The organism is Vreelandella sulfidaeris, from assembly GCF_042429665.1.
Lineage (GTDB): Bacteria > Pseudomonadota > Gammaproteobacteria > Pseudomonadales > Halomonadaceae > Vreelandella.
The window spans coordinates 1,532,217-1,545,915 of the sequence record NZ_JBHMAC010000010.1; the positions used below are offsets into that span (position 1 = coordinate 1,532,217).

General features: G+C 52.9%; 14 protein-coding genes and 1 pseudogene. 5 read left to right on the forward strand and 10 right to left on the reverse strand.

Annotation, left to right across the window (positions count from 1 at the left end):
* From ACFFLD_RS11840 to atpD, 6 genes are read right to left on the reverse strand one after another with little or no spacing between them, the layout of a single operon-like run.
* Positions 1-291: a F0F1 ATP synthase subunit C gene (locus ACFFLD_RS11840; RefSeq protein WP_035578896.1), complete on the reverse strand. Its 291-nt coding sequence runs from the start codon at positions 289-291 to the stop codon at positions 1-3.
* Between the two features lie 43 nt (positions 292-334).
* Positions 335-1,036, reverse strand: coding sequence for a F0F1 ATP synthase subunit A (locus tag ACFFLD_RS11845; protein ID WP_386043854.1), 702 nt, complete (start codon positions 1,034-1,036; stop codon positions 335-337).
* Positions 1,027-1,359, reverse strand: a complete 333-nt coding sequence (locus tag ACFFLD_RS11850) for an N-ATPase subunit AtpR (RefSeq protein ID WP_386072458.1) — start codon at positions 1,357-1,359, stop codon at positions 1,027-1,029. Before ACFFLD_RS11850 ends, ACFFLD_RS11845 begins: the two co-directional genes overlap by 10 nt.
* Positions 1,352-1,693 (reverse strand): AtpZ/AtpI family protein, encoded by a 342-nt coding sequence (locus ACFFLD_RS11855; RefSeq protein ID WP_386043858.1) that lies wholly within the window; start codon positions 1,691-1,693, stop codon positions 1,352-1,354. The genes ACFFLD_RS11850 and ACFFLD_RS11855 overlap by 8 nt, the downstream gene beginning before the upstream one ends.
* A complete protein-coding gene (locus ACFFLD_RS11860; RefSeq protein ID WP_386043860.1) occupies positions 1,690-2,094 on the reverse strand; it encodes a F0F1 ATP synthase subunit epsilon in 405 nt (134 codons plus the stop codon). The genes ACFFLD_RS11855 and ACFFLD_RS11860 overlap by 4 nt, the downstream gene beginning before the upstream one ends.
* Positions 2,075-3,544: a F0F1 ATP synthase subunit beta gene (atpD, locus tag ACFFLD_RS11865; RefSeq protein WP_386043862.1), complete on the reverse strand. Its 1,470-nt coding sequence runs from the start codon at positions 3,542-3,544 to the stop codon at positions 2,075-2,077. The genes ACFFLD_RS11860 and atpD overlap by 20 nt, the downstream gene beginning before the upstream one ends.
* 343 nt (positions 3,545-3,887) lie before the next feature.
* Between atpD and ACFFLD_RS11870 the strand changes: the two genes are divergently transcribed.
* From ACFFLD_RS11870 to ACFFLD_RS11885, 4 genes are all read left to right on the forward strand, one after another.
* Entirely contained in the window at positions 3,888-4,637 is a 750-nt protein-coding gene (locus tag ACFFLD_RS11870) for a Crp/Fnr family transcriptional regulator (protein ID WP_386043864.1), read from the forward strand.
* 237 nt (positions 4,638-4,874) lie between these two features.
* A complete protein-coding gene (locus ACFFLD_RS11875; RefSeq protein ID WP_386043866.1) occupies positions 4,875-5,615 on the forward strand; it encodes a Crp/Fnr family transcriptional regulator in 741 nt (246 codons plus the stop codon).
* A gap of 113 nt (positions 5,616-5,728) precedes the next feature.
* A complete protein-coding gene (locus ACFFLD_RS11880; RefSeq protein WP_386043868.1) occupies positions 5,729-6,670 on the forward strand; it encodes a DnaJ C-terminal domain-containing protein in 942 nt (313 codons plus the stop codon).
* Between the two features lie 2 nt (positions 6,671-6,672).
* Positions 6,673-6,987, forward strand: coding sequence for a chaperone modulator CbpM (locus tag ACFFLD_RS11885; protein WP_386043870.1), 315 nt, complete (start codon positions 6,673-6,675; stop codon positions 6,985-6,987).
* 160 nt (positions 6,988-7,147) lie between these two features.
* Here the strand turns inward: ACFFLD_RS11885 and ACFFLD_RS11890 are convergent, their stop codons facing one another.
* From ACFFLD_RS11890 to ACFFLD_RS11900, 3 genes are all read right to left on the reverse strand, one after another.
* Positions 7,148-7,603 (reverse strand): GNAT family N-acetyltransferase, encoded by a 456-nt coding sequence (locus tag ACFFLD_RS11890; protein ID WP_386043872.1) that lies wholly within the window; start codon positions 7,601-7,603, stop codon positions 7,148-7,150.
* A 210-nt stretch (positions 7,604-7,813) separates the two neighbouring features.
* Entirely contained in the window at positions 7,814-8,872 is a 1,059-nt protein-coding gene (locus ACFFLD_RS11895; RefSeq protein ID WP_386043874.1) for a histone deacetylase family protein, read from the reverse strand.
* A 61-nt stretch (positions 8,873-8,933) separates the two neighbouring features.
* Entirely contained in the window at positions 8,934-9,482 is a 549-nt protein-coding gene (locus ACFFLD_RS11900) for a hypothetical protein (protein WP_386043876.1), read from the reverse strand.
* Between the two features lie 302 nt (positions 9,483-9,784).
* Between ACFFLD_RS11900 and ACFFLD_RS11905 the strand changes: the two are divergent.
* Positions 9,785-10,911, forward strand: a pseudogene (locus tag ACFFLD_RS11905) (IS3 family transposase).
* 141 nt (positions 10,912-11,052) lie between these two features.
* Here the strand turns inward: ACFFLD_RS11905 and ACFFLD_RS11910 are convergent.
* Positions 11,053-12,858 (reverse strand): putative bifunctional diguanylate cyclase/phosphodiesterase, encoded by a 1,806-nt coding sequence (locus tag ACFFLD_RS11910; protein ID WP_386043883.1) that lies wholly within the window; start codon positions 12,856-12,858, stop codon positions 11,053-11,055.
* Positions 12,859-13,699 lie beyond the last annotated feature (841 nt).

Genomic DNA, 13,699 nt, shown 5'->3' on the forward strand with positions numbered 1-13,699 from the left:
TTATTCGCCTATTGCCTGACTGGCCGCCGCCAGTGCGGCATTCCAGAAGGGATTGGCAAAGATAAGAATCATCGACACCACGAAACAGTAAATGGCGGTGGATTCGATCATCGCCAAGCCGACGAATAGCGTGCGCGTGATGGTTGCAGAAGCATCGGGCTGCTGGGCCAATGAGGTAAGCGCAACGGCGACCGCTCTGCCCTCGGCTAAAGCTGGCCCCATGGTGCCGAAGCCCGTGGTCAAGCCTGCCATGACAATGGAAGCGACGGCGATCCAGGTGAGAGCGTCCATAAAGTGTACCTTTGTGGTGGTGGATTGGGGGTAGGGCAGAGGTTCATGTTACTGGCGTCGGTGGAAGTGCCTTGACCGCCTTACTACTGCGGGTGGCTGCAGCGATGTACACCGCTGCCAGGATGGTGAAGATGTAGGCTTGCACCATGCCGGTTAGCAAACCCAGCAGCGTCATCACAATGGGAAAGAAAAAAGGCGTGATGGCTAAAAGAATGGCGATGATCATAGCGGCACTCATCATGTTGCCGAATAAGCGCACGGCCAATGCCATGGTGCGTGACACTTCACTGATCAGGTTAAAAGGCAGCATGAGCGGTGTTGGCTGTATATACGTTTTCAGGTAGCCCAAAAGCCCTTGGCTGGAAATACCAAACAGCGGGACGGATACCAGCACACAAAGTGCCAGTGCAACGGTGGTGGATAGCGATGCGGTGGGAGGCTCGAAGCCGGGTATCATGGTGGAAAGCGCCGCAGCGGCAACGAACAGAAATAGCGTGCCAAGAAAACCAAGGTAGTGATGTGGATTTTTCAGGCCAACATCTTTTATCTGACCCATGATCGAAGTCACCACAATCTCCAGCAGATTCTGCCAGCGTGTGCGTTCGTGGCCGGTGGTCAGGCGGCGAGTGATTAAAAAGGCGCCTAGCGTCAGCACTGCCATCAATACCCAGGTGAACACAATGGTGGCATTGAGCGTAAAAACACCGTACTGCCAGAAGATCCAGGTATCAGGGGTCATGCGCATGGCGGATTTCCTGGTGGGCTTGCCATTGCGGGTACCGTAGCGGCAGGGAGATAGCTAGTTATACGCAGGACAACCGCCCGCGCTAGCAGAAACCCCAGCATGCAAAAGCCTAAATAGAGTAGTTGGCTGGCACCCATGAGATAGAAGCCGCTCAGTACGATACCGATGCGTAGGATCAGGCTACTGATGAACCACCGCGCCGGGTTTTTTGATGCGGCACCACGCTGAACCGTCCACCAGAGGCCACCAAAGAAAAATGCGCCTAGCGTGCAGCCAGCAAGCAGTGCTAACCCTCCCAGCACCCAGTTAATGTTTTCAGGCATCATCGTCCTCCTGTTCCTGATGTATCGACTGGTTCTCTTTCGATACCCAATGCCAGGCATTGAGGCAGCCGATGGTAAGCCCACCCATCAGCAGCGCCAGCGTCCATGAACGGCCTCCGGAGTAGTGTTGATCGAGCCATAGGCCCAGGGCAGCCCCTAGCAGCGTGGGCACGGCCACCGACCATCCGACCAGACCCATCATTCCCAGCCCGAACCAGACGCCGGGCGTACCGCTTCGGCGCGCCTTGAGTTTGCGGGCAGCCTTGACGCCTACCTGTCGTGACAATGCTTCTGGTGCTGAAGTGAGTGGTTTACGCTTCGGTTCCTGACTCATGGTGAACGATCACTAATTGAAACAAACCGTCGCATGAAGCCCGCTTCCAACTTAGCCATCGCTGCTTGCATGGCCTCTTCTTGAGCGTCACGGATTAGAAACTGCTGCTTGATCGCTTCGTGAAGGTGAGCCAAATCTTTCCCTCGCAGCGCTTGTCGCACTGAAATCACGACATCGCGACCTGTCTTAACCAATACCCCTGCATCCAGGGCCATGAAAACTTCGTTACGCATGTCGTCTTCAAAACTCAGGATGCCCGGTACCACCGCTGCAACACAGTCCAGGCGCTGTGGCAGCAGGCCAAATGCGCCCTGTACGGTTTCAACCACGATGTTGGATACGCGGGTTTCGTTGATGAATACCTCGAAGGGTAGTAGCACCTTAAGCGTCATCAACAGCATGCTTGGTCTCTTTAGATAATGGTTCTTTTGCCTGGGTGCTGAGGGTGGCTTTTTCCTGTGCCTCGCTGATTGCCCCGATCATGTAGAGTGCACTCTCCGGCATATCCCTGAACTCGTCGGCCAGAATACGCTCGCAGCCATCAAGGGCGTCTTTCAGGCTGACCAGTTTGCCGCCTAGGTTGGTGAACTGCTCCGTGGTGAAGAAGGGTTGGGTAAGAAAACGCTCCAACCTGCGGGCGCGAGCCACGACCTTGCGATCCTCCGGCGACAACTGCTCCAACCCAAGCATCGCGATGATGTCCTTTAACTCAGCGTACTGTGCCAGCGTGCGCCGAATCGCTTGCGCTATCGCATAGTGATAATCGCCAACGATGCCGGGTGTGATCATTTTTGAGCTGGATTGTAGCGGGTCGATGGCTGGGAAAAGACCTTCACTCGCCCGTTTGCGTGACAGGACAATCGATGCTGACAGATGCGAAAACGTATGTACGGCGGCAGGGTCGGTAAAGTCGTCCGCTGGCACATATACCGCCTGCAGTGAGGTAATGGCGCCGCTATCGGTGTTAGCGATTCGCTCTTCCAATGCGGCCAGTTCAGTACTCATGGTGGGTTGGTACCCGAGGCGCGATGGCATTTGCCCCATCAGCCCTGACACTTCCGAGCCAGCCTGAATAAAGCGAAATATATTGTCGATGAGTAGCAGGACATCGCGATGCTCGTCATCACGGAAGTACTCCGCCATGGTCAGCGCTGCATGTCCTACGCGAAAGCGGGCACCGGGCGGTTCGTTCATCTGGGCGAAAATCATCACCATGTTGGGCAACACACCGGCGGCTTCCATCTCACGGTGAAGCTCTTCGCCTTCACGTGAACGCTCGCCGATCCCACAGAAGATGCTGACCCCCTGTTGATGGCCGATCATGTTATGGATCATTTCCGTCAACAACACCGTTTTGCCGACGCCCGCACCACCGAATAGGCCAGCTTTTCCACCGCGCTCCAGTGGCGTGAGCACATCAATCGCCTTGATGCCGGTTTCAAATACCTTGGATTGGGTCAACCGGCGTACTAATGGCGGCGGCTCGTTGTGAACCGAGCGCCATTGCACACCTTCCAGCGGCGCACCGCGGTCAACCGTGTTGCCGAAAACATCGAACATGCGTGACAGAATGGGATTACCAACAGGTACCTTTAACGGTCCTCCGCTATCTTTTACCTGCATTCCGCGAGCCAAGCCTTGCGTTGGGGTTAGGGCGATACCTCGAACGTGATGCTCATCGCGCTGGGCCAGTACCTCGATAGCCACCCGATTACCTGCACCCGCATGCAGCAGGTTGTGTATCGGCGGCAAAGAGTCGTCGAAGTGGATATCAATGACGCTGCCGCGAACCGTGACAATAGTGCCGATATTGTCCGTTTTTGCCTTACCACCCGCTTGGCTTTCCGCCATCTTTGGCCTCCGTCCGTTGTCGCGCATGGAATCTGTACACTTACCTCAGGGGTATATACAGACTCATTGCGACTGACATAGTGCCTGTAGGGCGGCCTAATTACCGTGCGCTAACGAACACAGTAGTATTCCCTCTTTCTCTATAGGCCCGCTTTGAGCTTCCAGTAGCTTCCAGTAAATATCGATCCTGCTATTGCTTAAAAAAATACTCTGTAAAGTTTGCTCGCGAAACACTTCTAACTGGTTCAGTATGAAAAATTAATTCTGTTCGATACCGTACAGAAACTGTGGGTTTCAGATTGTTACTAATCCACTGTGTTGATTTTCTCAGATGGAGGTTGTTATGCCCAAGTTGCCACGGCTACAACAGAATCACTTACTGGCTGCTTTGCCCTATGAATCGCATAATCGCTTAGTCAGCCATCTCGAACTGGTTTCACTACCGTTGGGTAAGGTGATATACGAGTCTGATGAAACCATGCGTTATGTTTACTTTCCCATTGATTCGATTATCTCTCTGCTATATGTAATGGAAAATGGCGATTCCGCAGAAATTTCAGTCGTCGGTAATGAAGGGCTTGTTGGTATCGCTCTATTCATGGGGGGAGAGAGCACGCCAAGCCGTGCCATAGTACAAAGTGGTGGTTACGCCTTTCGGCTCAATGGGCAACTGCTTAAGGATGAGTTCAATCGCCATGGCGAAATGTTAGTGCTGATGCTTCGCTACACACAGTCACTAATCACACAAATGGCGCAAACGGCAGTTTGCAACCGCCATCACTCGATAGATCAGCAGTTGTGTCGCTGGTTATTGCTGTCATTAGATCGCCTGCCAAGCAATCAAATAAACATGACGCAAGAGCTTATCGCCAATATGCTAGGTGTTCGGCGTGAAGGAGTAACCGAGGCTGCTGGCAAGTTGCAAAAGCTAGGTGTCATCGAATATCGGCGTGGCCATATTACAGTGCTGGATCGGTTTAGGCTTGAGCAGCTTAGCTGTGAATGCTACGGCGTCGTAAAAAAGGAAACTGACCGTCTATTGACCCATTACCCTCTTGCTTTGCTACAAAAGCAGAGAGCTCTAACGGAGTGAGAGTGCGCTGCGATCAAGATGTGATTACTAACGCGCATTCTATAGCTTGGGTAGTTAACTGCTGAATTTTTTCAGTGGTTGTGCAGATCCCATACAGGATGCCTGAAGTGATAGAAAGCTGGCCCTGAGTGCTGTAACGAACAGACTAAGCTATCAGTCACGAAGATTATGAGGGTGGGATTGATAAGCACCTTTCTCGTGCCGCTATTGGCTAATTTCGTGCTGCTGGATATGTCAATGTCATTCGCATCCCCACTAATAATTACCAATCAATTGCTTGACTGTCTTCCCTGCACAGTTAAGAGCAAAGTTCTGGAGCAATGCGAAGAGGTTGACTTGGAATTCGGCAGCATCCTCAGTGAGCGGGCTCATGATTTCCAATATCTGTATTTTCCGACTACCAGTTTTGTATCCCTAATTACTACGCTGGGGGGCGACCACCCCCTAGAGCTGGGATTGATTGGTAACGAAGGTATGCTGGGTGCCACAATGGTATTGGGTGTAAATACAGCACCTAGTCGAGCAATTGTGCAGGGACCAGGCAAAGCGTTGCGGATTAGTGTTAACAAGATGCATCGCTTGCTAAGAGATATTCCGGTGTTGGCGGATGCGCTCAAGCATTATCTATACGTACTGGTTACTCAACTGACTCAAAACGCCGCTTGTGTTCACTTTCACAAAATTGAGCCACGTCTGGCGCGTTGGTTGCTGATGACACAGGATCGTGCCCATCAAGACCAATTCCACCTTACACATGACTTTCTTGCCAATATGCTTGGCGTGCGTAGAAGCGGGGTGACCATAGCAGCTGGTGCTTTACAGTCGCGCCAGCTCATTCACTACAGCCGAGGTGATATAACCATTCTTGATCGCTCTGGGTTAGAAGTTGCTGCCTGCGAATGCTATGAGGCACTGCTCAGAGATCATGCCCGGCTATTCCCGTCTCGGGTCCCGTTAATGCTTCCTGCGTGTTGTTGAGTTGGCGCAGTCATTTTTGATTAATCTTGAGCTGAGTATTTTGTTCCTTCCAGAGTTGGCACTTTGTTAATCGAATCTCTGAATAGTCATATCCTCTGTTGGAGCTTTTATAAGTGGAATTCAAGGATTACTACCAGGTGCTCGGTGTGTCGAAGACCGCGACGCCCGAAGAGATCAAGAAAGCTTACCGTAAGCTGGCGCGTAAGTTTCACCCTGACGTCAGTAAAGAGCCAGACGCTGAACAGCGCATGCAAGAGGTCAATGAAGCCAAGGCAGTGCTGTACGACCCGGAGAAGCGTCTCGCTTATGACCAATTGGCTCAACAATATCAGTCGGGGCAGGATTTTCAGCCAAGCCCCGACTGGGATGCCGGTTACGAGTTCAGTGGTGGGGGTTTTGAGAAAGCTGATCTCGGCGAGTTCAGTGACTTCTTCGCTAACCTTTTTGGTCAGCATAGTCGAGCACGGCAATCGGAGCGCGGTTATCAGATGCGCGGTGAGGATCGTCATGCCAAAGTTATCATCGATTTGGCGGACGCCTTCCTAGGTGCGACGCGCAGGATTACTCTACAAGTGCCGCATGTTGACGCGCATGGCCATTTGGCCTCCCAGGAACATACCCTCAACGTACTGATACCTAAAGGCATCAAGGCGGGTCAGCATATCCGTCTGACAGGGCAGGGCAGCCCCGGTATTGGAGGAGGTGCTGCAGGTGATCTTTACTTGGAGATACACTTCAAACCGGATTCGCGTTACCGGATCGAGGGGCGGGATGTACATCAAACCGTACCGGTTACCCCATGGGAGGCCGCTCTGGGAGCGAGCATCGAAACCCCGACTCCGTCAGGGACAGTGAAACTCAAGGTGCCTGCTGATTCACAGACGGGTCGTCGATTGCGTCTAAAGGGCAGAGGTATACCCGGAACAGAGCCTGGCGATCTATATGTAGAACTTGAAGTGGTGCTACCCCCGGCCAATACCGACAAAGCACGGAAACTCTATGAGGCCATGGCGCAAGAGCTCGCTTTTGACCCTCGCCAACGGAAGGGAGTCTAGACATGGCGCAGCAGCATATTGTTAACGGTGAACTAATCGATGAGGCGACCTTAACGCTCGAAGAGCTGGCTCGCGCTTGTTCGGTAGAAACTAATTGGGTGATCGAGCGTATTGAGAGCGGCCTCTTGGCTGATGGTTCACCCTATGTGGCGAGCTGGCGCTTTACCAGCCATGATCTGACCCGTGCTCGACGGATGAGTCAGTTGGAGAGAGACTTCGAGGCAGCGCCTGAGCTTGCCGCCTTAGCGACTGACCTGATCGAGGAGAATCAGCGCCTTAGGGGTCGTTTGCGAGCAGCAGGCTTAGTCGATGGCTAGCAACGTTCTCTAATGGGGCAGTGAGCAGCGAATTGCTTATACGCCTTCTTCCAGCAGGCAATGATGTATATCGAAAAGGTCATGGAGCATCCAGATGGCCTTCTCCAGATTCAGAGACTTTCCCCGGGCACTCCGTAATCGTCATCGGCGATAGCTTAAGCTACTCATTCATCCGTATCTCGGCGATGACCTCGCCGGTTTCCTCGCTCAGCCCTGCCTCTTGGAAGCCGAGACTGGCGTAGAAGTCGCGGGCCACCTGGTTGGTTGGCACATAGCAGATCGCGATTTTCTCGAAGGGGCCATGTGCCCTGATCTCGTCCAGCACGCACTTCATGGCTTCGTGACCGAAGCCTCTTCCCTGATGGCGTCGGTCGACCATGAACCGGAAGATGTTGTAGGCAGGCAGTTGCCTGTTGTGGTGGAAGGACTCGTACATGAGGAAGCCGACCGCTTCCCCGCTGCAATGTATAGCGCGAGGTTGATAGGTTGGATGGAAGCTCGATTCGGCAATGGAGTAAAGGTTGCTAGCGACATAATCACGCTGTGAGGTCGCTAGCTCCAGCGCAATGACGGCCTCGAAGTTCTCTCGGGTGATGCTCTTTAGTATTACGCCCATCGCATGCTCCTCCATTTGGATATTTCACCCAGCTGCGGGCTGCCGAAACGCACGGTCATCTCGACCAAAACAGGATCGCCTAGCATAGAAGGGCCGGATGGCTGAGTCGGATGAGCCGAGAGACACTGCCGCTCTACAACTGGTGAGGCTGTTTAGCTAACGCCACCCTTTATTGGCTGTCCTTACTGGCTCTGAGGAAGCAGCCATAGCTTACGGTTTGGTATCGAAGGCGCCTCGGTGGAAGACCTGCGCGGCCTCCACCTCGGCAAGGCCACGCAGGCCAGGTTCCGGTGGCTCTTCGCCGGTCAGTACCTGGAGCACCGACCTAACGCCATGCGAGAGCGATATCAGGTTGTAGCCGCCTTCCAGAACGAAGACCAACCTTCCTTCGCACTGCTGGCGTGCGAGTTTCTGGAGAATGTCCGTCATGGCGGCAAAGCCATCATAGGAGACATTCAACGCGAGGTCATGGGTGTGGGGATCGAATCCTGCCGAGACCAGGATCAGGTCGGGGCGGAACCACTGGGCCGCAGGCACCAGGATCTCGCGGAAAGCCTTGAGATAGGCAGCGTCGTCGGCATCGGCAGGCATGGGGACATTGACGGTGGTACCCTCTCCAAGTCCCATACCGACCTCCTCAAGGCTCCCTGTGCCGGGATAGAAGGGGGCAGAACGGTGGATATCGAAGAACAGCACATTCGGGTCGGCCAGAAAGATGTCCTGGGTTCCATTTCCGTGATGAGCATCCCAATCGACGATCATAACCCGTTCGCAGCCTAGCGCCGCCTGGGCATGGGCGGCTGCCACTGCCACGTTATTGAACAGGCAAAATCCCCGGGCGCGCACCGGTTCAGCGTGGTGCCCAGGCGGTCTTACCAGTGCAAAGCTACTCTCGGCTCTGCCTTCTACCACCGCCTTGACAGCGGAGATCGCCGTTCCAGCAGCTACCTCTGCAGCATCGACACTGCCGGGTGATACCGCCGTGGTATCTTCGTCGAGCCAAGCGTTTTCTCCACGGAGGTGGTAGATGCTGTCCAGATAGGAGTTGGTGTGGACGCGCCCTAGCTGCTCGCGAGTTGCCGGCACGCCGGTCTCAAAGGTCACTCCGGGAACCGGTTCGATTTCCAGCAAGTGCTTGATGGCGGTGAGCCGGGCGGGATGTTCGGGATACGTCCAGGGCACCCCTAACCCAGACAGAAGTGAGCGGATTCGCTTGTCCATTCGCCCCGGTAGGAAGGGGACCTCTATATCCGGTTCATGGGTCAGCATCCTTTCATCATAGAAGACGATCACGCTATTCAGGTCGGCCACTGTACAGGCTCCAGGAGGGTTAAAAGTTATAACCAAGACCCACTGTATAAGCCCAAGCGCCATCGTCTTGAAATGCATCTGATGCATCACTTGTGCTGCTGAAGAGGAACTGGTATTCGGCACGAGCAAGGAAATAGGTTTTAGTCAACACGTAGTATTTTATACCCGTTTCTAGACCCGCAAAGGCGCTGTCTTTGACGCCATCTCCATAAAGCGCCCCAAGACTGGCACCTACAAAGGGTCGTGCGCGATCATCTAGAAATTGATAGTTAATGTAGCCCCGGGTCGAGCCGTTCCAGAAATCATCGATGATGCCTTCGCCTTCAACATCGGTATAGTTAATACTCTGTCGAGCGCCGGTTACAATGTTATTTTGAATATACCAGCCCATGTCACCCGTCACACCGAATGTTCCACTATTGAAATTTCGGTCGGTGCTGCCGGTGCCTGAGAGGGATAGTTCGCGTTCGCCCTGCTCCGGACCATAATTTGAGGATTGTGCAGATACTGCCATAGGCAACGCACTCAGAACGCCGAGGGTGATTGCAACAGCGGTGACTTTAATCATGAGAAACTCCTGGGTTTTTGTACGCATTAAATGCCTTGCTTTTGAATTCCCGTACATTTCACAAGATTCATCATCGTTTACTGGCGGCTCAGTCGTCTGTGCGTTCGCACACTTACAAAAGAATAAAAAAGTAATACGTCATTGATGCAGGATTAGCAGATTGAAGGCACCGTTCCCTCAAAGATCAGTAAGAAGTGTGCTGATCAGGCTTTTGTTTTGTTCCCGACGTCACCCCTTGCTTGAATCGCCCCGGATATTCTAGGCACCTCCAGGCCTTATACTAAAGGTGTCTAGGAGGATCCATGATCCGTCCCCGTTACACTGAAGAATTCAAAATCGAAGCCGTTAAACAGGTGGTAGAGCGTGGCCATCGCGTTGCCGAGGTCGCTGAGCGTTTAGGCGTGTCAGGCCACAGCTTTTACCACTGGATCAAGCGCTACGATAAGCCGGTAGAACAACGACAAGAAGATGATGATCTCCAAGCTGAAAACCGTCGTTTGAAGGCTGAACTAAAACGCGTGTCAGAAGAGCGAGATATATTAAAAAAGGCCACCGTCGGAATGCCGCCCAGAACTTCGCCAGGGAGTCCGACTGAGGTACGCGTTTATTCAAAAGCATGCGGGCCAATATCCGGTACGTCGCTTGTGCCGCATGATGGCCGTGCACCCTAGCGGCTATTACGCATGGTGCAAAAAAGCACTGTCTAATCGAGGCCGGGATGATCAGCGCCTCTTGGGGTTGATCAAGCATGCGTGGTTTGAAAGCGGCGGTGTATATGGCTATCGCAAGGTCTACCAGGATTTGCGTGAGGCTGGCGAAGCCTGCGGTAAGCACCGAGTGGCCCGCCTGATGCGTAGAGAAGGTTTACGCTCCCAGACCGGCCATCGGATCACCCAACCATTTAGACCGTCAGTTTGAAGTACCAGCGCTAAATATTGCTTGGGTGACTGATATTACGTACATCCGAACGTACGAAGGCTGGCTTTACTTAGCGGTGGTTATCGACCTGTTTTGTCGCCAAGTGGTTGGCTGGTCGATGAAGTCACGTATGACCAAGGAGTTAGTGCTGGATGCTTTATTGTCGGCCGTTTGGCGACGCAAGCCGCAAAGAGCTGTGATGGTGCATTCGGATCAAGGAAGTCAGTTTAGCAGTGGAGACTGGCAAAGCTTTCTGAAAGCCAATCACTTGGTGGGCAGCATGAGCCGACGTGGTAACTGTTATGACAACGCGGTTGCTGAAAGCTTCTTTCAACTTCTCAAGCGAGAGCGAATCAAGCGACAGATTTATTCGACACGCGAAGCGGCTAGACGCGACGTGTTCAATTACATTGAAACGTTCTACAACCCAACGCGCCGACATGGGACAAGTGGCAACTTGTCACCGGTTGAGTATGAAAGGCGTTATTTTAAGAGCCTAACGGGTGTCTAGAATACTCGGGACGATTCAATACGCAAAACCATTCCTTTTCGTAAGGCCGCTCGTTGCCTGATGCTTGATGACTAGCGGAGAGCATTCATGCTATCGGAGTATTTTTACAAGCGCCTAATAATGTCAAAGAATTGATTGACGTTACTGCAGGTTGGACCGGTCCGGGCCGAGCAATACGCGGAAATTAGTTGCCGATAGGGGCTTGCTCAACCAGAACCCCTGAGCACCATCGCAGCCCTGACGTTCGAGGTAGTTCAACTGTGCGAGGGTTTCCACGCCCTTGGCGTTAACACGCATGGAAAGGTTCTGACCAAAATTGATCAGCGCTTTGATAAACATGGCGTCTTCCGCGTTATTAAACATGTCATGCACAAAACATGGCGCAAGATTGACTGTATTGATGGGAAAACACTGCAGCTGTTTCAAACTGGCAAGCCCATAACCGAAGTCGTCGATGGAAATGCGTATTCCCATTCGGCTCAGCTCGCTCAGCGTCGATATAGAGGCATTGGTATGCAGATGCACTAGGCTGCCTTCTGTCACTTCCAGCTCCAGAAAACGAGCCTCTAACCCGGTCTTGACCAAAATCTCCGCCACCCGCGCAGGCAGTGACTTGTCTCGAAGCTGCATCGCTGACATGTTCACCGCGATGGGTACAATATTATCCCCTTCCCGCCGCCACGCCTGCAACCGGCGGCAGGCTTCACCCAGCACCCAGTAACCGATAGGCACCATCAGACCGCGGGCTTCCGCCACGGGAAGAAACGCCGAGGGCTGCATGAGACCCAACGTCGGGTTGTGCCAACGTACCAGTGCTTCGGCACTCACCATATAGCCGGTAGCAAGATCTATCCGAGGCTGGAAATCGAGAAAGAGCGCGTCTGCCTTGAGCGCTAGGTTCAGTTGGGATCCCAGATTACTGGTTTGCGTCTTTAGGGCGTTCATGTCTTCATTGAACAGTTGGTAGTTGTTACGACCGCTTTTCTTAGCGTGATACATCGCCGTGTCGGCATTATTCAGCAAGGTGGACTCATCGCTGCCGTGTTCAGGGTAAATGCTGATCCCAACACTTGCGGTAATGTGCAGCTCGTTATGGCAGATGAGGTGGGACTCAGCTAGCTCTAGAAGGATTTTCTCCGCTACTTCGGTGGCATTTTGTGGCTTTTCAATTTCGCTCAGCAACACCACGAACTCATCGCCCCCTTGGCGACATATCGTGTCTGTATTACGAACACACTTGCTGAGACGCTCCGCCACCGACTGTAGAAGAAAATCACCGATGGCATGGCCAAGTGAATCGTTGATAGCCTTGAATGCATCAAGGTCCAGGTATAAAAGCGCGACCTGATGATGGTGACGTTTTGCCAGCCCAATAGCACGGGAGAGGCGCTCCGAGAGCAGCACACGATTGGGCAACTCGGTAAGGGCATCATGCTGCGCCTGATAAGCCAGCTTGGACGAATGAGTGGGCGAGCGGCAGGCATCATGAAAAACGATTACCGCACCCTGAAGATAGCCTTCCCGGTCATGTATCGGTGCCGCTGAGTCTTCAATCAGCAATTGACTGCCGTCCTTGCGGATCAATACGCAATCCATGGCTAGGCCGACGGTGCGGTTTTCCTCCATGGCCCGCTGCGCCGGGTTAGCAGCTGTCTCCAGCGTCTGGCCGTCGATGAGCATCAACACCTGATCCAGCGGCTTGCCAAGTGCATCGTGGTTTGACCAGCCCGTAAGTGATTCCGCGACCCGGTTTAAATAGGTGACGCGCGATTCCCGATCAGTGGTGACTACGGCATCGCCGATCAAATTCAAAGTTACTTGGGCCCATTCCGTTGCATCCTCTAATGCGGCTTCGGTCTCACTAAGGCGTACGTCAATTTGCTTCTTTTCAGCGCTATTATCATTCCCCTTAACTTGGCCGTTCCGGCATTTAATGGATTGCATCATAACGATCCTCATGCCTTTCGATGGGAGCACCTGATGACACGCCGCGCTTTGTCCCCATTTGCAAGCTCGTATCCAAACCCATAACCCTAACTCCTTGTTAACCGCCGCCTCTACTCGTCAAGCCTCAAAAAACCGCTATGTGGACCCTGACGACATTGGCATTTTATTGTGATCTTAAGGAAGTCAAGCGCCACGCTTCTGTTCGCCACCGTACACAAACGCAATTTTCAATTTGGCGATCAGAACAGGCCCAGAATTGCTGCAGAAACAGGGCGAAGTAACGAATGGAATGCAGAGGTGATACTGAAAAGTTAAGGGGTGGCGCTGCGTTCCCTGCAGCGCAAAGTGCAACCTCCTGTTTAGGCATCTCCGTTGCCACACTGAGACTCACTCTAGTGGGTAAAGCAGCAGCCGACTGTGCGTTGGCGAACATGTAAGGCATTAGTTTTTCGCACCATTCATCCGGTTGATTTAACGGTCTGCGTGGCGGTTTCTGAACGGTTCAGCCACGCTTATGTGCGTTAGCGTACAGAGCTTGCCTTTCAGTGTTCTATACTTGAAGGGTGTACCGCTATGGGCTTGAGATGCCCACGTTAAGTACCTACATTATTAGCGACTAGTGAGCATTGCGATCAGAAGTTGTGCGACACAAAGCGACAAGGATAGACTTTCAATGCTAGAGTCAACTGTTCTACAGCAAAACGCGCTGCTTGGCCTTCTGCCGGAAGAAGAACTTAAAAGACTGTTGCCTCATTTCGAGAAGGTAACGCTGACTGACCTTCTCCCTGAAAAGCGCAGCGATTAGAACTGGAGAATTCGGGCCATATCGATCACGCTGAGA

Coding starts and splice junctions, on each gene's coding strand:
- ACFFLD_RS11840 (WP_035578896.1), bottom strand. CDS start 291: ATGGACGCTCTCACCTGGATCGCCGTCGCTTCCATTGTCATGGCAGGC.
- ACFFLD_RS11845 (WP_386043854.1), bottom strand. CDS start 1,036: ATGCGCATGACCCCTGATACCTGGATCTTCTGGCAGTACGGTGTTTTT.
- ACFFLD_RS11850 (WP_386072458.1), bottom strand. CDS start 1,359: ATGCCTGAAAACATTAACTGGGTGCTGGGAGGGTTAGCACTGCTTGCT.
- ACFFLD_RS11855 (WP_386043858.1), bottom strand. CDS start 1,693: ATGAGTCAGGAACCGAAGCGTAAACCACTCACTTCAGCACCAGAAGCA.
- ACFFLD_RS11860 (WP_386043860.1), bottom strand. CDS start 2,094: ATGCTGTTGATGACGCTTAAGGTGCTACTACCCTTCGAGGTATTCATC.
- atpD (WP_386043862.1), bottom strand. CDS start 3,544: ATGGCGGAAAGCCAAGCGGGTGGTAAGGCAAAAACGGACAATATCGGC.
- ACFFLD_RS11870 (WP_386043864.1), top strand. CDS start 3,888: ATGCCCAAGTTGCCACGGCTACAACAGAATCACTTACTGGCTGCTTTG.
- ACFFLD_RS11875 (WP_386043866.1), top strand. CDS start 4,875: ATGTCATTCGCATCCCCACTAATAATTACCAATCAATTGCTTGACTGT.
- ACFFLD_RS11885 (WP_386043870.1), top strand. CDS start 6,673: ATGGCGCAGCAGCATATTGTTAACGGTGAACTAATCGATGAGGCGACC.
- ACFFLD_RS11890 (WP_386043872.1), bottom strand. CDS start 7,603: ATGGGCGTAATACTAAAGAGCATCACCCGAGAGAACTTCGAGGCCGTC.
- ACFFLD_RS11895 (WP_386043874.1), bottom strand. CDS start 8,872: ATGCTGACCCATGAACCGGATATAGAGGTCCCCTTCCTACCGGGGCGA.
- ACFFLD_RS11900 (WP_386043876.1), bottom strand. CDS start 9,482: ATGATTAAAGTCACCGCTGTTGCAATCACCCTCGGCGTTCTGAGTGCG.
- ACFFLD_RS11910 (WP_386043883.1), bottom strand. CDS start 12,858: ATGATGCAATCCATTAAATGCCGGAACGGCCAAGTTAAGGGGAATGAT.